General features: G+C 67.7%; 15 protein-coding genes and 2 pseudogenes. 7 read left to right on the forward strand and 10 right to left on the reverse strand.

All coding sequences use genetic code 11. The features are described from left to right. Positions 1-96: 96 nt before the first annotated feature. Together ACQP2T_RS50965 and ACQP2T_RS50970 are read right to left on the reverse strand one after the other, a co-directional pair. Complete coding sequence (locus ACQP2T_RS50965; protein ID WP_433512020.1) at positions 97-522, reverse strand: hypothetical protein; 426 nt, start codon at positions 520-522, stop codon at positions 97-99. Between the two features lie 163 nt (positions 523-685). Next, positions 686-1,453: an RNA-guided endonuclease TnpB family protein gene (locus ACQP2T_RS50970; RefSeq protein ID WP_433519937.1), complete on the reverse strand. Its 768-nt coding sequence runs from the start codon at positions 1,451-1,453 to the stop codon at positions 686-688. Between the two features lie 457 nt (positions 1,454-1,910). Between ACQP2T_RS50970 and tnpA the strand changes: the two genes are divergently transcribed. Then, positions 1,911-2,198, forward strand: a complete 288-nt coding sequence (gene tnpA, locus ACQP2T_RS50975; RefSeq protein ID WP_433512021.1) for an IS200/IS605 family transposase — start codon at positions 1,911-1,913, stop codon at positions 2,196-2,198. A 245-nt stretch (positions 2,199-2,443) separates the two neighbouring features. Here tnpA and ACQP2T_RS50980 read toward each other — a convergent pair. The 4 genes and pseudogenes from ACQP2T_RS50980 to ACQP2T_RS50995 form a co-directional block, all read right to left on the reverse strand. Continuing rightward, a pseudogene (locus ACQP2T_RS50980) lies at positions 2,444-2,668 on the reverse strand (transposase); the annotation flags it as partial. Positions 2,669-2,717: 49 nt separating this feature from the next. Beyond that, on the reverse strand, positions 2,718-4,661 hold the full coding sequence (locus ACQP2T_RS50985) for a tyrosine-type recombinase/integrase (RefSeq protein ID WP_433510939.1): 1,944 nt from the start codon (positions 4,659-4,661) through the stop codon (positions 2,718-2,720). Beyond that, positions 4,658-5,716 carry a tyrosine-type recombinase/integrase gene (locus ACQP2T_RS50990; RefSeq protein ID WP_433510938.1) on the reverse strand — a complete coding sequence of 353 codons (1,059 nt, stop codon included), beginning with the start codon at positions 5,714-5,716 and terminating at the stop codon, positions 4,658-4,660. Before ACQP2T_RS50990 ends, ACQP2T_RS50985 begins: the two co-directional genes overlap by 4 nt. 115 nt (positions 5,717-5,831) lie before the next feature. Further along, positions 5,832-6,845, reverse strand: a pseudogene (locus ACQP2T_RS50995) (IS256 family transposase); the annotation flags it as partial. 258 nt (positions 6,846-7,103) lie between these two features. Here ACQP2T_RS50995 and ACQP2T_RS51000 point away from each other — a divergent pair. Further along, positions 7,104-7,550 carry a hypothetical protein gene (locus ACQP2T_RS51000; RefSeq protein WP_433512022.1) on the forward strand — a complete coding sequence of 149 codons (447 nt, stop codon included), beginning with the start codon at positions 7,104-7,106 and terminating at the stop codon, positions 7,548-7,550. Between the two features lie 376 nt (positions 7,551-7,926). Here the strand turns inward: ACQP2T_RS51000 and ACQP2T_RS51005 are convergent, their stop codons facing one another. Continuing rightward, positions 7,927-8,670, reverse strand: coding sequence for a helix-turn-helix transcriptional regulator (locus tag ACQP2T_RS51005; RefSeq protein ID WP_433512023.1), 744 nt, complete (start codon positions 8,668-8,670; stop codon positions 7,927-7,929). A 119-nt stretch (positions 8,671-8,789) separates the two neighbouring features. Between ACQP2T_RS51005 and ACQP2T_RS51010 the strand changes: the two genes are divergently transcribed. Continuing rightward, positions 8,790-9,311 (forward strand): DUF2231 domain-containing protein, encoded by a 522-nt coding sequence (locus ACQP2T_RS51010; protein ID WP_433512024.1) that lies wholly within the window; start codon positions 8,790-8,792, stop codon positions 9,309-9,311. 62 nt (positions 9,312-9,373) lie between these two features. Further along, positions 9,374-9,799: a hypothetical protein gene (locus tag ACQP2T_RS51015; protein WP_433512025.1), complete on the forward strand. Its 426-nt coding sequence runs from the start codon at positions 9,374-9,376 to the stop codon at positions 9,797-9,799. A gap of 139 nt (positions 9,800-9,938) precedes the next feature. On the opposite strand, the gene ACQP2T_RS51020 is transcribed toward ACQP2T_RS51015, so the two are convergent. Further along, a complete protein-coding gene (locus ACQP2T_RS51020; RefSeq protein ID WP_433512026.1) occupies positions 9,939-11,489 on the reverse strand; it encodes a carboxylesterase/lipase family protein in 1,551 nt (516 codons plus the stop codon). Between the two features lie 405 nt (positions 11,490-11,894). On the opposite strand from ACQP2T_RS51020, the gene ACQP2T_RS51025 reads away from it, so the two are divergent. From ACQP2T_RS51025 to ACQP2T_RS51035, 3 genes are all read left to right on the forward strand, one after another. Further along, entirely contained in the window at positions 11,895-12,341 is a 447-nt protein-coding gene (locus ACQP2T_RS51025; RefSeq protein ID WP_433512027.1) for a DUF2690 domain-containing protein, read from the forward strand. Positions 12,342-12,564: 223 nt separating this feature from the next. Next, positions 12,565-13,545, forward strand: coding sequence for a hypothetical protein (locus ACQP2T_RS51030; protein ID WP_433512028.1), 981 nt, complete (start codon positions 12,565-12,567; stop codon positions 13,543-13,545). Between the two features lie 18 nt (positions 13,546-13,563). Beyond that, positions 13,564-13,794: a hypothetical protein gene (locus tag ACQP2T_RS51035; protein ID WP_433512029.1), complete on the forward strand. Its 231-nt coding sequence runs from the start codon at positions 13,564-13,566 to the stop codon at positions 13,792-13,794. 50 nt (positions 13,795-13,844) lie between these two features. On the opposite strand, the gene ACQP2T_RS51040 is transcribed toward ACQP2T_RS51035, so the two are convergent. Next, a complete protein-coding gene (locus tag ACQP2T_RS51040) occupies positions 13,845-14,075 on the reverse strand; it encodes a hypothetical protein (RefSeq protein WP_433512030.1) in 231 nt (76 codons plus the stop codon). A 154-nt stretch (positions 14,076-14,229) separates the two neighbouring features. Next, complete coding sequence (locus ACQP2T_RS51045; protein WP_433512031.1) at positions 14,230-14,385, reverse strand: hypothetical protein; 156 nt, start codon at positions 14,383-14,385, stop codon at positions 14,230-14,232. Between the last annotated feature and the right edge of the window lie 67 nt (positions 14,386-14,452).

Below are 14,452 nucleotides of genomic sequence, written 5' to 3' on the forward strand. Positions count from 1 at the left end.
GGCGGACGGGCGGCCGGCGGCAGTCCGGCGCGAGCGGTCTGGGCGTGGAGAAGGTCACCTTCTCCTACACCGACCTCGGCTTCGTCTTAGTTCGTCTTAGAAGGTGCGGGTGGTGACCCAGTTTGCCTGATGCGACGGATTATTCAGGTCGAACGTGGTCCCGGACAGGCGCCTGTCCGGGCCCAGCGAGCCGGTGTATCGGCCTCTGGCTCCGTCCGACCACCCAACGGTGAAGAAGATATTCCGGCCTTCCACCGCGCCTTCTTCGATCGTCCCCACGGCGCCGGACCAGGAGGCGGTCCCGAAGAGCCGCCCGCTGCTGTCCTGTGTCACGTTCATCGTCACGGTGATCCCGCCGCTCTGAGCGAACTGCCACCTGCCATTGACGGAGAACTCGGGCGCCGCGACGGCCGCCGTCCGCGAAGCGGAGGACACGCCGGCGGCGCTGGCGGCAGGGGCCAGAGCGAGACCAACGCCACCCAGAACAAGAGCGAGGCCGGCCGTGGCAAGCTTGGTGCGCATGGGAGATCCCTTCGTTGATGTTCGATCGATCCGCTGAGCGGACCTGAGCGCTCCTCGGCGTCTTTTCTCGGTCGGGTGGCCTGACGCCTCGCGAGGGCACATCCTGATGGTGCGCTGATGGCCGGCACACCCGACATCCCAAGCTTTCGGTGGTTGACCTGCGTTATCGTCGCCGACTGCACTGGTATGGGCTGGTTGAGGTGCCCCGAACCTTCTGGACATTGGACCAACCAACCTGGCACCTCTGCATGATGTGCCGCTTCTTGACCTCCTCCCCGGCCTGAGGGCCGGGGGTTCTCCCGTCGCGTCGCGGTAAAGCGGCGCGCGGGGGTTGACGCTTCGCAGACCAAGTGAGCCTGAGGTCTCCACGTCCTGACACCGCAAGCCCTGCGGCGTTGTTGATGTTGATCGCGGCGTTGGTGTCGGCATGGCCGACCCACCCGCACACGGGATTAACGCAGGCCAACACGGTGCCGTTGCGGCTGGCCGGGTCGCGGTGCCCGCACCGGTGGCAGGTCTGTGAGGTACCCGGCGCGAAAACCTTCACGACCTGCCCGCCCCGGTCAGCGGTCTTGTATGCGAGCAGGGTGACGGTCCGGCCCCACGCCTGGCCGCTGATCGACCGGTTGCGGCCCGCTTTTTGGGCGACGTTCTTGCCAGGGGCCTCGACCGTGCCCTTGGCGGATTTGACCATGTTGAGGATGGCGAGTTTCTCCACCTTGATCACAGCGAACGTGCCGGCGAGTTCGGTGGTGGTCTGGTGCTGCCAGTCGACGGCTCCGCGCTTGGCTTTCGCGCGGAGCCGGGCGATCTGGTCGTAGGTGCGCTGTTCGCGTCCCGAGGGGCGGGTCTTCTTGGGCCGGGCCGCGCGTTGACGGGCCGACTTTTCTCCAGGCGGCGTAGGTGTCCGGCCTCGCGGTCGGCGAGCCAGGGGCCGTGCTCGCGCATGGTCCCATCAGACAGGGCCAACGCGACCGTGATGCTGCGGTCGATCCCGACCTGCTCGCCCTGGTGCGGGGCAGCGGGTTGGACCAGAGTTTCGGTGCGGAACACGATGCTCCACCCGAACGCGTCCTTGACCAGGCGGGCTCCGGTCACCTTCCCTGCGGGGGAGGTCTTTCCGACGCCGGGTAGGTCTTTGGTCCACTGGAACCGGACCCGGCCCACCATCGGGAGGGTGAGCTGTCCCCACGTGGCCGACAGGTGGACGATCCGCATGTTGCGGACCTGCGGCACGTCGACCGCCAACCGAGGCCGGTTCTTCTTGGACTTGAAGGTGGGCCGCTCGGCAGGGTGGCCGGGGTTGAAGAAGTTCTCCCACGCCTGCCGATACGTTATTCCGGCACCGGGTGTTCACCGACACCCACCTGACCCGCATGGAAGAAATCATGCGGGACGTGTCCGCGGACTTCGAAACCGGGCTGACCGAGTTCAACGGCGAAGACAACCACGTCCACCTGCTGGTCACCTTCCCGCCCAAGGTCGCCCTGTCCAAGCTGGTCAACTCACTGAAGGGGGTGGCGTCCCGGCGGATGCGCCAAGAGTTCCCCGACCTGGCCGCCCACTACTACCGAGCCAACAAGCTGTGGTCCGGCTCGTACTTCGAGGGCAGCGCGGGGGGCGCTCCGCTGTCGAACGTGCACCAGTACATCGAACAGCAAAACCGCCCATCCTGACCACGACGACACCGGTCCGCCTGGCGGCGAAACGGCTGCCCCGCGTGCTGGAAGTCGCTGTGGCCCACCTCGCCCAGGAGGTGGAACGGCTCATAGCGAATACGACAGCGCGCCGTCCGCCTCGCTGCTCGCTGGCGCTGCTCAGGCCCACGGTCAGGTGATACCGCTGCTCTCACATGCGCCGAACGGTCACGTCCACGGACGTGGTGTATGAGTGGATCTTCGCGTGATCCTGTTTCTGCAGATTAAGCGGTAAGTACCTGTGGCAGCGGGTTCTGGGCTGGTGTGTCGCCTGCGATCACGCGCAGACGGGCCTTGGCCAGGGCGTCCAGGCCCATGTAGCGGCGGGCTTCGACCCATTCGTCGGTCTGTTCGGCCAGCACGGCGCCGATCAGGCGGATGATCGCTCCTCGGTCGGGGAAGATGCCGACCACGTCGGTGCGGCGGCGGATCTCCTTGTTCAGTCGCTCTTTTAACCGGCCCTGGCCCTCAGAGCAAGGCAGTTGCGGAAGTTGCAGTTCAGCCCTCGAGGCGGGAAATGTGGTCGGTGAGTGCGTCGGCGACGCGGGCGTGGCGGGCCGTCTCGCTGTCCCAACCGCGATTGTCGGCGTCGGCCTGGAGTGTTTGAACATCGGTGAGTTGGCTGCGCAGGGCGTCAGTGAACTCGGGGCCGGTCACGAAGTTGTCGCAGGTTTCGCAGATGTTGGCGTAGGGGCAGGCGCCTGCGGCTTCGTGTCGGGAGCAGTAGCCGTGAGCGACGCGGGTCTTGAGCATTTCGCTGTTCAGCCAGGTCACCTTGTCCGGAACGATCGGCTTGCCGGCCGGGGTCAGGGTGAACTGGCGGCGCATCTTGCCCATCGCCTCGTCGTAGGCGGTGCGCAGTGTCGGGGAGGCCAAGGTCACGTAGCGGATGGTCATCTGCGGGGTGACATGCCCGAGCAGAGCCATCAGTGCCTGCAGGCTCATCCCGGCGTTGGCGAGGCCGGTGGCCCAGGTGTGGCGGAGCTGATGTGGGGTGACGACGAGCACTCCGCCGTCGGGCGCGCGGAGTCCGGCCAGTTCGGCGGCGGCGAGCAGGCCATTGCGCAGCCGGGTCGCGCCGAGCCTGCGGCCGTGCTGGGTGAACAGGAAGTCGGTCGGTGTTCCGGTGCGTGGATGCGGCAGCGGTCGGTGAACGCCGCGCAGCGTGGCCCATTCATCCAGCGCGGCGAGGGTGTCGGCGTCCAGGGGGACCATGCGTTCGGTGGCGAGTTTGCCGAGCGGGACTTTCAGCCACGTTCCAGTGGGGCCGTAGTCGATGATGCTGCCGATCTCCAGGTCGAGTAGCTCGCCGACGCGCAGCCCAGCACCGCGAAGGACGGGCAGGGTCAGGCGGGCGAAATCGTCGCTCAGGCGGGCGACGGCATTCATCAGGGCGGCATCGATGTCGGGCAGCAGCGCCCGGGGCAGCGGCTGGTCGAGTTTGGGGATGTCGGCGGCGAAGACCAGGCGGCGCGTGGGTGCTTCGGCCCAGCCCCAGGCGGCGATGTCGTCGAGCATGTTGCGCAGGCTGAGTGCCGCTGCCTGAGCGACTGCTGCCGAGATGCTTCGGCCTGCCCCGGCCGCGGCGCGCCGGCCGCGCCATGACCGGGTGCGGTTGAAGATGAGGTAGCCCTCGATGTGGGGCCGCTCCAGCTGGTGCAGCGAGGTCACGTCGGGATGATGGTCGGTGAGGTATTCGGCGAACGGCAGCAGGTCGTTGACCAGGCTCTCCACCGATCGGGGTCGCAGGACCGCGGCGCGGGTGTCGACATAGCGCAGCAGCACCTGGCGGACCTGGTCGGCCATCGGCACCTGGGCGAAACGCTGCTCCAGGGTGCGCGCCCAGGGCCGTCGTCGGGGCGGTGTGTCGATCATGCGGGACTCGAACAAGATCTGGCGGACGCCGGCGATCCGGTTGCGGTAAGCGCGGCGTGAGCTTGCTGGGATGGTCATGGCCGAGGCGATCGCGGCGTCGAAGGCGTCCACCAACTCGCTGGTCACGTCGGCGACCGTCCCGCCGTGCCAGGCCAGCAGCACGGCCAGGCACTCGCCGAGCACCGTCTCCACCCAATCAGCCGTCCAACCGAGCCGCAGCCCGGCCTGCCTGACTGTGGCGAACCCGTCGGGATCGCGAGCCTGGATGGCATCGGCCAACCCTGTCACTTGCTTGATCCCGGCCAGATCCAGGTCCAGCCGCAGGCAGCCGGTCCCGATCGCGTAGCAGATCAGCGGCCAGGCACCGGTTCGTTTGAGCTCGAGGTGGCGCTCTGCGGCTGGACCGGCCATCCAGATATCCAGATCAGGGTGACGTGCCAGGAACGCGCGGGCGATTCGGATGCGATCGCGCACCGCCCGTTGACCCAGGCCGAGGACGGCGACGTGGGCCAGGTAGTCCTTCAGCAGACTGTGCTCGGCTGAGGCTTGGCGAGCGAGGGCGGTCATCGCGAACCACCTGTGATCTGGCGGAAGCGGGCGGCGGCGTACTCGGCTGCCAACTGCTCGACCGACAGGTGGACGTAAACGGCGGTGGTCTCCGGATTGGCGTGGCCCATCAGCTCGCGCAACGCCAGCAGGTCGATGCCGGCCGCGGCCAACTCGGTGCCGTAAGTGTGCCGCAGCCGATGCGGGCGCACCCGCAGCGCGCCCGAGAGTTGCCGATGACGGCGAAACAGGCTGCGCAGCCCGGCCTCACTCACCGGTGCGCCCGCTGTCGGGCCCCGCAGCACCACGAAACACTCGGCCGTCCCCAACCGCGGCGGGCGTTCCAGGCGCAGATAGGCAGCCAGTTCGGCGAAGAACGCCGCGTCGACCGGGACCACGCGTTCCTTGTTCCCCTTCCCGAACACACGCAGCCGCCGTGCGCCCATGTCGACATCGGCCAGCCTCAGCCCGCGGACCTCGGCCGAGCGCAGCCCGCCCAGCAGCATCGCCAACGCCATCGCCCGATCGCGGTGAGTGCCCAAGCTCGACAAGAACGCCTCAACGTCGCCGCTCGGCAGCGACTCCGGCAGGCGGCGGGGCTGCCGCACCAGACGGCCACCCCCGCGAACTCGCCCCGGCCCCAGATGTCCCAGCAGCCCGCGGGCCTGCGGCCGCAGCCCCTGCCCCCGCCGGGGCGCGGGAACCGGGTTTCCTGCCCGGACTCCGGTCATGACCTGATACTCGAAGAACGCCCGGACCGCCGCGACGCGACGGTTGATCGTGGACGGGGCCGCGCTGCGTCGCGCCAACCGCACCACCCTGCCGCCACTGTCACGACGGACGCCCTGCCAATCCACCCAGGCGAAGACGTCCGTCGCGGTCACCGCGTCAACGGCAAGCGTCTGCTCGATGAGGAAACGGGCGAAGTTCACCAGGTCGTAGGTATAGGCCCGGATCGTGGCCGGACTGAACGCCCGCGCGGCCAGGTGCGCCAAGAAGGCGTTCGCTGCCTCGATACCGTCCCAAGCGCCGGTCAGCCGGTGCCCTCCGTCGAGTAGTCGCGCATGAACCGTCATCACCTGGCCCCATCTGTCGGTCCTCACCCGGCAGGATCCACCCCCAGCGAGATCGCCGGGGCCGAATTCCAGTAACAGCCCAGATCAGGCCGCTGGAAGGCCGGTTAACAGATAGCGGGTTGTTGGACCAGATCTGCGTCCAGATCTCGCGCGGGAAGGCGGCGAAGGCGATCAGGTCCTCGCGGGCGGCGTCCAGGTGCTCGGCCGCGGCCGGATGCTTGGCCTCCAAGGTCTGCACCACCCAGGCGTGCTGGCTGCGCACCAAGGCGGCGTCGGGCTGGTCGAAGATGGTGCGCACCAGCGTGGCCACGAACGGCTGCGCGGACTTGACCACAACGGTGAGCAAGTTGCGCAGGTAGTGCGTGCGACACCGCTGCCAGGACGCGCCGGCCAAGGTGGCACCGATCGCGGCGACGAGACCGCGGTGGCAGTCGGAGACGACCAGCTGAACCCCCGACAGGCCACGAGCGACCAGGCTGCGCAGGAACGCCAGCCAGCCCGCGCCGTCCTCGGCGCTGGTGACCTCCAGGCCGAGGACCTCGCGCCTGCCGTCGGCGTTCACGCCGGTGGCCACCAAGCAGTGCACGTTGACGATGCGGCCGCCCTCACGCACCTTCTGCGTCAACGCGTCCAGCCAGATGAAGGTGTACGGGCCGGCGTCCAGCGCCCGGGTCCGGAACGCCTCGACCTGCTCATCCAGCACCTTGGCCATCTGCGAGACCTGGCTCTTGGAGATGTTCTTGATGCCCAGCTGCTCGACCAGCTTGTCGACGCGCCGGGTCGAGACCCCCAGCAGGTAGCTGGTCGCCACCACGCTGATGAGCGCCTGCTCGGCCCGGCGGCGGCGCTCCAGCAGCCAGTCGGGGAAGTACGAGCCGGACCTGAGCTTCGGAATCGCCAGCTCCACGGTGCCTGCGCGGGTGTCCCACTCGCGCGCCCGGTAACCGTTACGCGAGTTGCTCCGCTCGCTGCTGCGCTGCCCGTAGCCGGCCCCGCACAGGGTGTCGGCCTCGGCCGACATCAACGCTTCGGCCATGGTCTTGACCATGGATCGCAACATGTCCGGGTCATCGGTCTCGATCTGCCTCGCCAGCCACTCACCGGGCGTCACACTGTTGTCTGCGGCCATCGCCTTGTTCTCCTTCGATCTTGAACTGCGCACTCGAAGGATCACGCGATGGCCGTCTCCATTTCACGACGCCACGCCTGTCACCAGGCCAAACTCATACACCACTCCCGTGGACGCAACCGCGCCGAACGCGCGGATACGCCGAGAGTGTCCGGTCGCAGCGTAGGTTGAGTATTCTCACTGAAGGTTGAGTGACTGACGGGCAGCGGGGCCGAAATGCCGGCGCCCCAGGCTGGGGCACGCTGGCAGGATCTCAGCATGTCTACCGACGTCAGCGGGATGATCGAGTGCCGACCGGGTGCCCGCCTTTGGGGCCCCGACGATGAGGACTCCGTATGGCAAGCCGCCATCGACCTCTTCCTGCTCAACCGCGGCAACGCTTACGACGGACTCGCCTGCCTCTTCGGGATCCGCAACACTTTCGGCTTCCGCCCTGTGGCCGAAGGCCGTGGCTTTCCCTGCGACGCCTCGGAGGGGCTGACCAGTGAGTTCGCCGCCTATGCTGCCGACGCATTCGGGGCTACGTGGCTCACTTGGGCTGAGGTCGCCTCTGTCGACTGGGCGGAGACGGACAGCTCTGGCACGCGAAGCCGCGGCATGGTCGCAGGCGACGAGAGCGACTGGGGCCGGGTGTGGAGCGTGATGCGCACGCTCAGCGAAGTGCACGGCGCGCAGAATGTACGGCTCGTCGTCTGGTTCTACTGATCACACGGGCTGGTTAGCCACGGCGCCGAGTCACAACTGGGCCTTGCGGGGGCGGTAGAGCCTCTATCCCGGCGTAGACGAACGTCGCCGGGATGAGCTCGGAGAAGTAATTCAATGTGTCGGCGACCTCTGCTCCCGACCTGGTCATCAGCGCGTGGCGTCACGAACCCTGGGTTCACGAGATCAGCAATCGCCTGTTCGGGCTGATGACGACGTGATGCACCTGGGGCATGCGATGCCGGCACCCCAGCGGATGACCCTGATCGTCTCGGGCTCGCTCCGGTTATAGGCGCAGCCCGAAGCCCATTGCGCGACAGCGCCCCCAAAAGCGAAGGCCCATGCTTGTTCAGCCGGTCAGTGGTCCGGGTTCCTTGTGTCAGCCGGCCTTGGGCGGGTCCTGTGACTGCGCGTGCTGCAGTTGGACGCAGCATTCACCGGGGCGTGGGGCCAGGACCGCCTGAACGGCCGTGGCTTGCAGTCCTTGCAGGTACCCGTCGAGGAAGGCGTGGTTCATGCCGCAGACGAGGTCGGGGGCCTGGGCGGAGAGAGGGTGAAAGGGGCAGTTGCGCAGCCGTAGCCGGTCGGGGGCTTGCCGGGTGGGTTCGAAACCGTGCTGGTCGAGCATGTGCTCGCACAGGGTCAAGCCACGTTCGGCGCCGAGCCGGCCGGGGCGCAGGCGTGCGCGGTCCTGCCCGCCGAGTTCGTGGCCGTGCTGCCTGGCGGTGCGTACGGCGGCGGTCGCGGCGTTCTCGTTGTCGCCTTCGGTCAGGACGGCTTGGAGGAGGAGGCCGGCCAGCAGTTCGTGGCGGCGTTCGGGGATGCTGACCTGGATGGGGCTGTCGGTCGGCTCGTAGACCTTGGGCTGCCGGCCGACTTTGCGCCCTCCGGCGGGGGACACGTACCGAGTGCGGAGCAAGCCGACGTCGACCAGCTTGTCCAGGTGGAACGCGGCGAGTTTGCGGGAGATGCCGACGCCGGCGGCTGCCTCCTCGCGGGTGACGGGCTGGCCGGCCCGGCGGATGAAGGCGAAGATCTGCCGCCGGGTGCCCTCGCCGAGCACGCTGAGGGAATCGAGCGCGGCGTCCGCCGGAGAGGCCGGCTGGCTCGTGTCGGAGGTCACGTCCTCATGATAACGCCAGCATGCATTACCAGACGATGGGTAGCAGCCTATTGATCGGCCCTACTTGACCGCCATCCCTAATAAGACCAAAATTCATTGGTGAAAAGGAGGTGGCCGTGATGACCCAGCCGCATCAGGCGAAGCAGCCGGTCAGCGCCGCGCTCGCCGGCCCGTACGGGCACCCGTTCCATCCCATGCTGGTCACGATCCCGATCGGCGCCTGGGCGGCCGGCCTGGTCTTCGACCTCGCCTCACAGTTCGTGGCAGATCCACGCTTCCTGTCCCAGGGGGCGATGTGGCTGATCGCGGTCGGCGTGATCGGCGCTCTGGGCGCGGCCATGGCCGGATTCCTGGACCTGTTCGCCATCCCCGCGCGCACCCGGGCGTTCCGGCTGGCGCTGATCCACATGACGCTGAACCTGGTGGTGACCGCCGCCTACCTCGGCAATTTCCTGTGGCGCCACTCCGAGACCGTCACCGGCGGCGTCCCCGCCGGGCCGCTCACGCTCAACGCCGCCGCCTTCCTGACCTTGGCCGTGTCGGGATGGCTGGGCGGCAAGCTCTCCTACCGCTACGGCGTCCGCGTGGCCGACGAGACGACGCAGGCCGAAGGGTTCGTATCCGCCGGCCGCACCCACTGACGCCCCGTACCCACTGACGCCCCGCACCGTCCGGGTGCGGTCATGATCAATCTGGAGTTCCCATGAACATCGCCGCACTGATCACCTGGGTGATCACCGCTCTTGGCGGTTTCTACATGCTCGGCACCTGGCTCTCGCGCGGCGGCGCCCGCGGCGGCAGCCACCTCCCGGTCCCGGTGATCTTCGGCCATTTCGCGCTGGCCGCCGTCGGCCTCATCGTCTGGATCGTCTACCTCATCGCCGACCTGGATGTGCTGGCCTGGGTCGCCTTCGTCCTACTGGTGCCCGTCGCCCTGCTCGGGTTCGTCATGCTGAGCCGGTGGATCCCGGTATACCGCGCCCGCGCCACCACCGCCCCGGCGGCAGGCGAGCAGACCGCCCCCGCCGAGCGGCACTTCCCGGTCGCCGTGGTCGGCGCACACGGGCTGTTCGCCGTCGTGACCGTACTCCTGGTCCTGCTCTCCGCCCTGGGCGTCGGCGGCAGCTGACATTCCCCAGCGTTCCACGCCCTTCCCCAGTCGACGCCATCGGCCTCGCGGGTGGCCTCCCCGTCGTCATGCGGATGCGTCACACCCGCACGCCTCCGGCGCGCACCGCGCACGCCGGAGGCCGGGGCCGTGCCGCCGGTCAGCTCGGGTTGAGATCGTTCTTCCAGATTTCCCGCTCGTCGCGGCGCGGGTCGTGGACGATGACGTTGTCCGGCTGGTTGTCGCGATAGAAGGTCATCACCGGGCGTTCGGTGGTGTTGTAGGGGGTCCACCGGACGAGGTCGCCGGTCTTGACGAACTCGACCCAGCGTCCGTGCAGGGCGTCCGCCAGCCCCTGGGGCGGATTCGGACCGGTGAACTCCGCGCTGTCGGGATTGTCGAGCGTGTCCCACACGAAGGGGAGCGGAAGGCTGTGGCAGGCGCCGAGCTTGACGCGGAGGGTGTTGGGCGTGGCAGGTGACCGCCAGCCGAACTCGAAGACGTGGGTGGTGGCAGGCGCGTCGCCGCGAGCCTCGGCGACGCGGTAGGTGGGGATGCGGAACATGCGGTCGGTCAGCGTCGCGCAGGCGATGCCGGAGGGGGCGTTGCGCACGTACGGCTCCACGCTGGTGTCGGCGTAGCGGTCGTAGAAGCCGGCCGGGGCACCGTAGACCTCGGTCCTGGTCCTGAACGGCGCCGCTCCGGGCCAGCCCACCATGGCGGTGGGAACGACGAAGGTCCTGAACTCCTCGACCGTGGTGCCGATCAGCAGCGGCACGTCAGCGCCACGACCGTCGGCGATGGCCTCGATCGGCAGTCGCGGAACCACCTCGCCGTCGATCACCGGCATGAACGACATGCCGCATGAGGCGATGGTGCTCGCCCCGTACCGCGCGGGGTCGGCGCCGGAAGTGACATCATCGCTCACCTCGCCCTGTGCTGTTATCAGGGCGGCGGTGTCCACCGCGGCGAGCGCCTGGGCGGTCGGCTCCACACCCAGCCGGGCGGCGACGGCGGCGGTGACAAGGGCGGCGTCCTGGAGGGTCTGGCCGATGTGCGCGGTGCCGCTTTCGACGATGGCCTGGTGGAACAGCTCCCGGTCGAGGGAGAGCAGGGTCAGCACGCTCATCGCGCCGGCGGACTCGCCTGCCACGGTGACGTTGCCGGGGTCGCCGCCGAAGCCGGCGATGTTGTCCCGCACCCACTCCAACGCGAAGATCTGGTCGAGCAGGCCGCGGTTGGCCGGTATGGCGGCGTCTTCGATGTAGGCGAAGCCGTCCACCCCGAGGCGATAGTTGATGGTGACGCAGACGACGCCGTCGCGGGCGAAGGTGGCGCCGTCGTAGGTCGTCACCGCGGAGGAGCCGGTGGTGAACGCGCCGCCGTGGATCCACACCAGCACCGGCATCGCGGCGTCGGAGCCGGCGGCGCTGGTCCACACGTTCAGGTTGAGGTAACCGTCCCCGGGGACGACCGGGTTGTGGAACAGCTCGCCGAGCTTGCCCTTGAGCGGCGGCTGCGGCGGGGTCGGTCCGAACTCGTGAGCGGGCAACGGCGCACTCCACGGAACGGGCGGCACGGGCGCGCCGAACCTGTTCGGCCCGACGGGAGCGGCGGCATAGGGGATCCCGCGGAAGGACGCGATCCCGTTTTCGATCAGCCCCGATACCGGGCCATAGGCGGTCGGGACCTCAACAGTGGTGGGTGACATGACGCTCCTCGGCCGAGACAAGGCGATGCACACTCGCACAGGGCCGGCCGTCCCCCGGAGCACCGTCCAGGCCGCCAGCTGCAGCCCGTCACCATATCGTTACCCAAAGTGATGCCTCTTCATCTCATTGCCGGGTGACGGAGACCTCGTCGCTGCGGGCGGCGCCCTGTGGCCACCCCCCATCGGCCTGGGCTATTTGTCCAAACCGGACGTTTGGACAATGTTTGGACGGCTATCCGGCGGATGTCCGTTGCCGCCGTTCGAGGCGCCCGGCATAGTCGGAGCTGCTCTCGCCTCCCCCGCCTATCGGGAAGCCTCCCTCCTTCCAGAGATCATTTCTCGCGGAGAGATAAGGGCGAGAAATTGAGTTCATACCCCGGGCCTCTCACAAAGGAGTCGACCGACATGAAGATCCACGTAGCAGCGGCTGCGGTGTCCGTAGCGACGATTGGCACGCTCTTGCTGACCACGGGCCCAGCGAGTGCCCACACGTACGACGGAAAGGACCCCTACAGAAGCGGATGCGCCAACAGCAAGGTCTACACCGGGAAGAAGGCCTCGCTGAGCAACGAGATCGATGACAGCCTGGGCACGATCCGGCTGTATTACTCCCGTCGTTGCGGCACCAACTGGGGCGAGGTGACGGTACCCAAGAACGCGACCGGCCATATCACCGTCTTCACCAGCCGCAAGAACATCTCCTTCACCTACCGCGCCGGGAACGGCGGGCACCACTGGGGCGACATGGTCTACGCGCCAAGCGGCGTCTGCGCCCAGGCCACGGGCAGCGTGACGGCCGGGATCGGCCGCGTCAACAAGGGCAGCGGCACCACTGCGAAGGCCTGCGGCTGATTTGTGATCGCCCCATCAGCCGCGTGAATCGCGGGGTGCCGGCGAAGCTGGTGCAACATCCACCCCTGACGGTGCGGATCCAGCTGGCTACTCTGGTGCTTGGCAAACTTTCTTGTTCGCGGTGCGGGTCACCTAGGTGTACGGGGTCAAGCCGTGCTCGCGCAACGCGTCGGCCACCCGTGGACCTGGTAGCGAGCGGCGCGGCGTAGGGCACCATGGTCCAGTGACGAACGAGACGACAATGTTGTCTGACGACGACGTGGCGGAGTTCGCTTTGCGGCTTCGAACGGAACCACCCGGGAACTGGTCTAGCGAGCTGGTCCGTTCGTGGGGTTTGCGACCGGCCGGTGACCATCAGTATCTGGCCGTACCGGTGGGGCTGGCCGATGCGTCGGTGGGCGGGCAGATCGACCGCTTCCGGCAGGTGGCGGGTGAGGTGTGCGCGGTGCTCGGTCCGGCGACGATCCGGGGCGCCGGCAGCGACCACCATGCGTTCGGCCCCGCCGCCCCGGCGTGGGGTGGCCCGTATCTGCGGTGGCGGCGCCCGTACCCGGGCGATACGGTCGAGCTTCGGGCCGGCGTTCATGGTCCGGTGTTGATGTTGCAACCTACCGGTCACGCCGAGCGCCACCTCATCAGCCTGTCCTGGGAAGAGGCCCCGATCGGCGGTTCCCTGTGCGAGCTGAGTGACGACGTGAGGGCGGCACACGGTCACTCCCTCGCCGGCTATGAGGTCCCGGATGAGACGCTCGTCGACGACTGGCTGTCGTTCGAACGTGCGCTTGGCCGCTGGCTCACCACCATGTCGGCCGAGGGGGCGGCACTGGAGTTATCCTTCGGCCCGGTTGTCGCGGATACCGCTGGGTTAGGATTCCATTTCGACGTGCTTCCCGGCCGCAACCGACTGGTCATCGGCGCGTTTGTCCCCGGTGCGGTCGACGCGCCGGCGCTGGGCTGGTTGTCACCTGACGCCGTGGCTGACGATCCCTACGGCCTTGGTGGGCCTGAGTGGCGGTTGTTGGGCGGTCCGGCGGGTGCGGTCGACGGCGACCATCTGGCGCGGGTGGTGGTGGCCACGGCGCGCGCATGTGGGTTGACCGGACCCTGGCTGCTGAAGATCATCGATGGGATGAGTGGCCGGCTTCGCGACGGAACCAACTACCGACACACCTACTTCGGGCTGGGTCTGGATCACGACCGCTGAACCGCGGCCGGCAGCGACTTGGCCGCGACCTGGCCCGGCGTGGCGGACCAGGACGGCGATCCCGCCGACTTCGAGAAGCTGCGCGTTCACAAACGTGGCTGCGAATTGGCGGTGGAGCAGACCCACGGGCGCGACGCCTCCCTGGTCGCGTGCGCCGGTGCGGATCATGTCCACCTGCACGTGCTGACGGCGACACCAGATGAGCCGCCATTGTGTCAATGGCAGGAGCTTGCCACGCGGTTGCTGTGAGGGCCCTGTTCAGGCCATCCAGGCGCGGGCTGGGACGTCGGGGTCGGTCATCATGTCGGCTCCGTACCAGGATCATGCCAGGGCTGCGGCGAACAGCACTCGTGGTTCCAGGTCCAGCCGGGTGTTGGGGGTGTCGTCGGGTGGGTGAGGTTGAGGGTCCAGTTGCCGAACCAGAGGACGGTGTGGGTGATGTAGGGGGAAACGGTTACTAGGTCGACAGGTTGTACCTCGGCGGCGATGTCGTTGGCGGCGTCGGTGATGTCCAGGGCTGTTGAGTACATGACGCAGTTGGCGAGCAGCTCGTTGAACTTGATGACCTTCTCCTGATACGGGTCCCCGTAGCAAACAGCGGAAATCCACCGGTTTCAAGCCTGACCTGCAGGTTCTCACGTTCCGCCGTGCTTATTGATCATCTTCTTTATGGTGTCGGTATGGCTACACATTTTTGTTCGAGAGGTTGATGGCGTGGTCGAGCGCTTCGCGAAGAACTTCAGCCAGTTTCCGTAGCCATTGGGCCGCCACAGCGTTGGAGGTGTCGTCGTCCATGATCACGTTGGCGTCCCAGGCGACCAGCCAGGCGAGGGTCTTCATTTGATGCTGAGCGATTACCTGTTGGAGCTGGGTGGTCTCGCTCCGGTTAAGGGACCGCTTGCGTTTG

The sequence above is a fragment of the Nonomuraea sp. CA-143628 genome, from assembly GCF_050942315.1.
Lineage (GTDB): Bacteria > Actinomycetota > Actinomycetes > Streptosporangiales > Streptosporangiaceae > Nonomuraea.

Bases quoted from the DNA above. Each gene is read 5' to 3' on its own strand.
- ACQP2T_RS51045 (WP_433512031.1), bottom strand. From the start codon at position 14,385: ATGAAGACCCTCGCCTGGCTGGTCGCCTGGGACGCCAACGTGATCATG.
- ACQP2T_RS50965 (WP_433512020.1), bottom strand. From the start codon at position 522: ATGCGCACCAAGCTTGCCACGGCCGGCCTCGCTCTTGTTCTGGGTGGC.
- ACQP2T_RS51000 (WP_433512022.1), top strand. From the start codon at position 7,104: ATGTCTACCGACGTCAGCGGGATGATCGAGTGCCGACCGGGTGCCCGC.
- ACQP2T_RS51015 (WP_433512025.1), top strand. From the start codon at position 9,374: ATGAACATCGCCGCACTGATCACCTGGGTGATCACCGCTCTTGGCGGT.
- ACQP2T_RS50990 (WP_433510938.1), bottom strand. From the start codon at position 5,716: ATGACGGTTCATGCGCGACTACTCGACGGAGGGCACCGGCTGACCGGC.
- ACQP2T_RS51025 (WP_433512027.1), top strand. From the start codon at position 11,895: ATGAAGATCCACGTAGCAGCGGCTGCGGTGTCCGTAGCGACGATTGGC.
- ACQP2T_RS51010 (WP_433512024.1), top strand. From the start codon at position 8,790: ATGACCCAGCCGCATCAGGCGAAGCAGCCGGTCAGCGCCGCGCTCGCC.
- ACQP2T_RS50985 (WP_433510939.1), bottom strand. From the start codon at position 4,661: ATGACCGCCCTCGCTCGCCAAGCCTCAGCCGAGCACAGTCTGCTGAAG.
- ACQP2T_RS51040 (WP_433512030.1), bottom strand. From the start codon at position 14,075: ATGTACTCAACAGCCCTGGACATCACCGACGCCGCCAACGACATCGCC.
- ACQP2T_RS51020 (WP_433512026.1), bottom strand. From the start codon at position 11,489: ATGTCACCCACCACTGTTGAGGTCCCGACCGCCTATGGCCCGGTATCG.
- tnpA (WP_433512021.1), top strand. From the start codon at position 1,911: ATGCGGGACGTGTCCGCGGACTTCGAAACCGGGCTGACCGAGTTCAAC.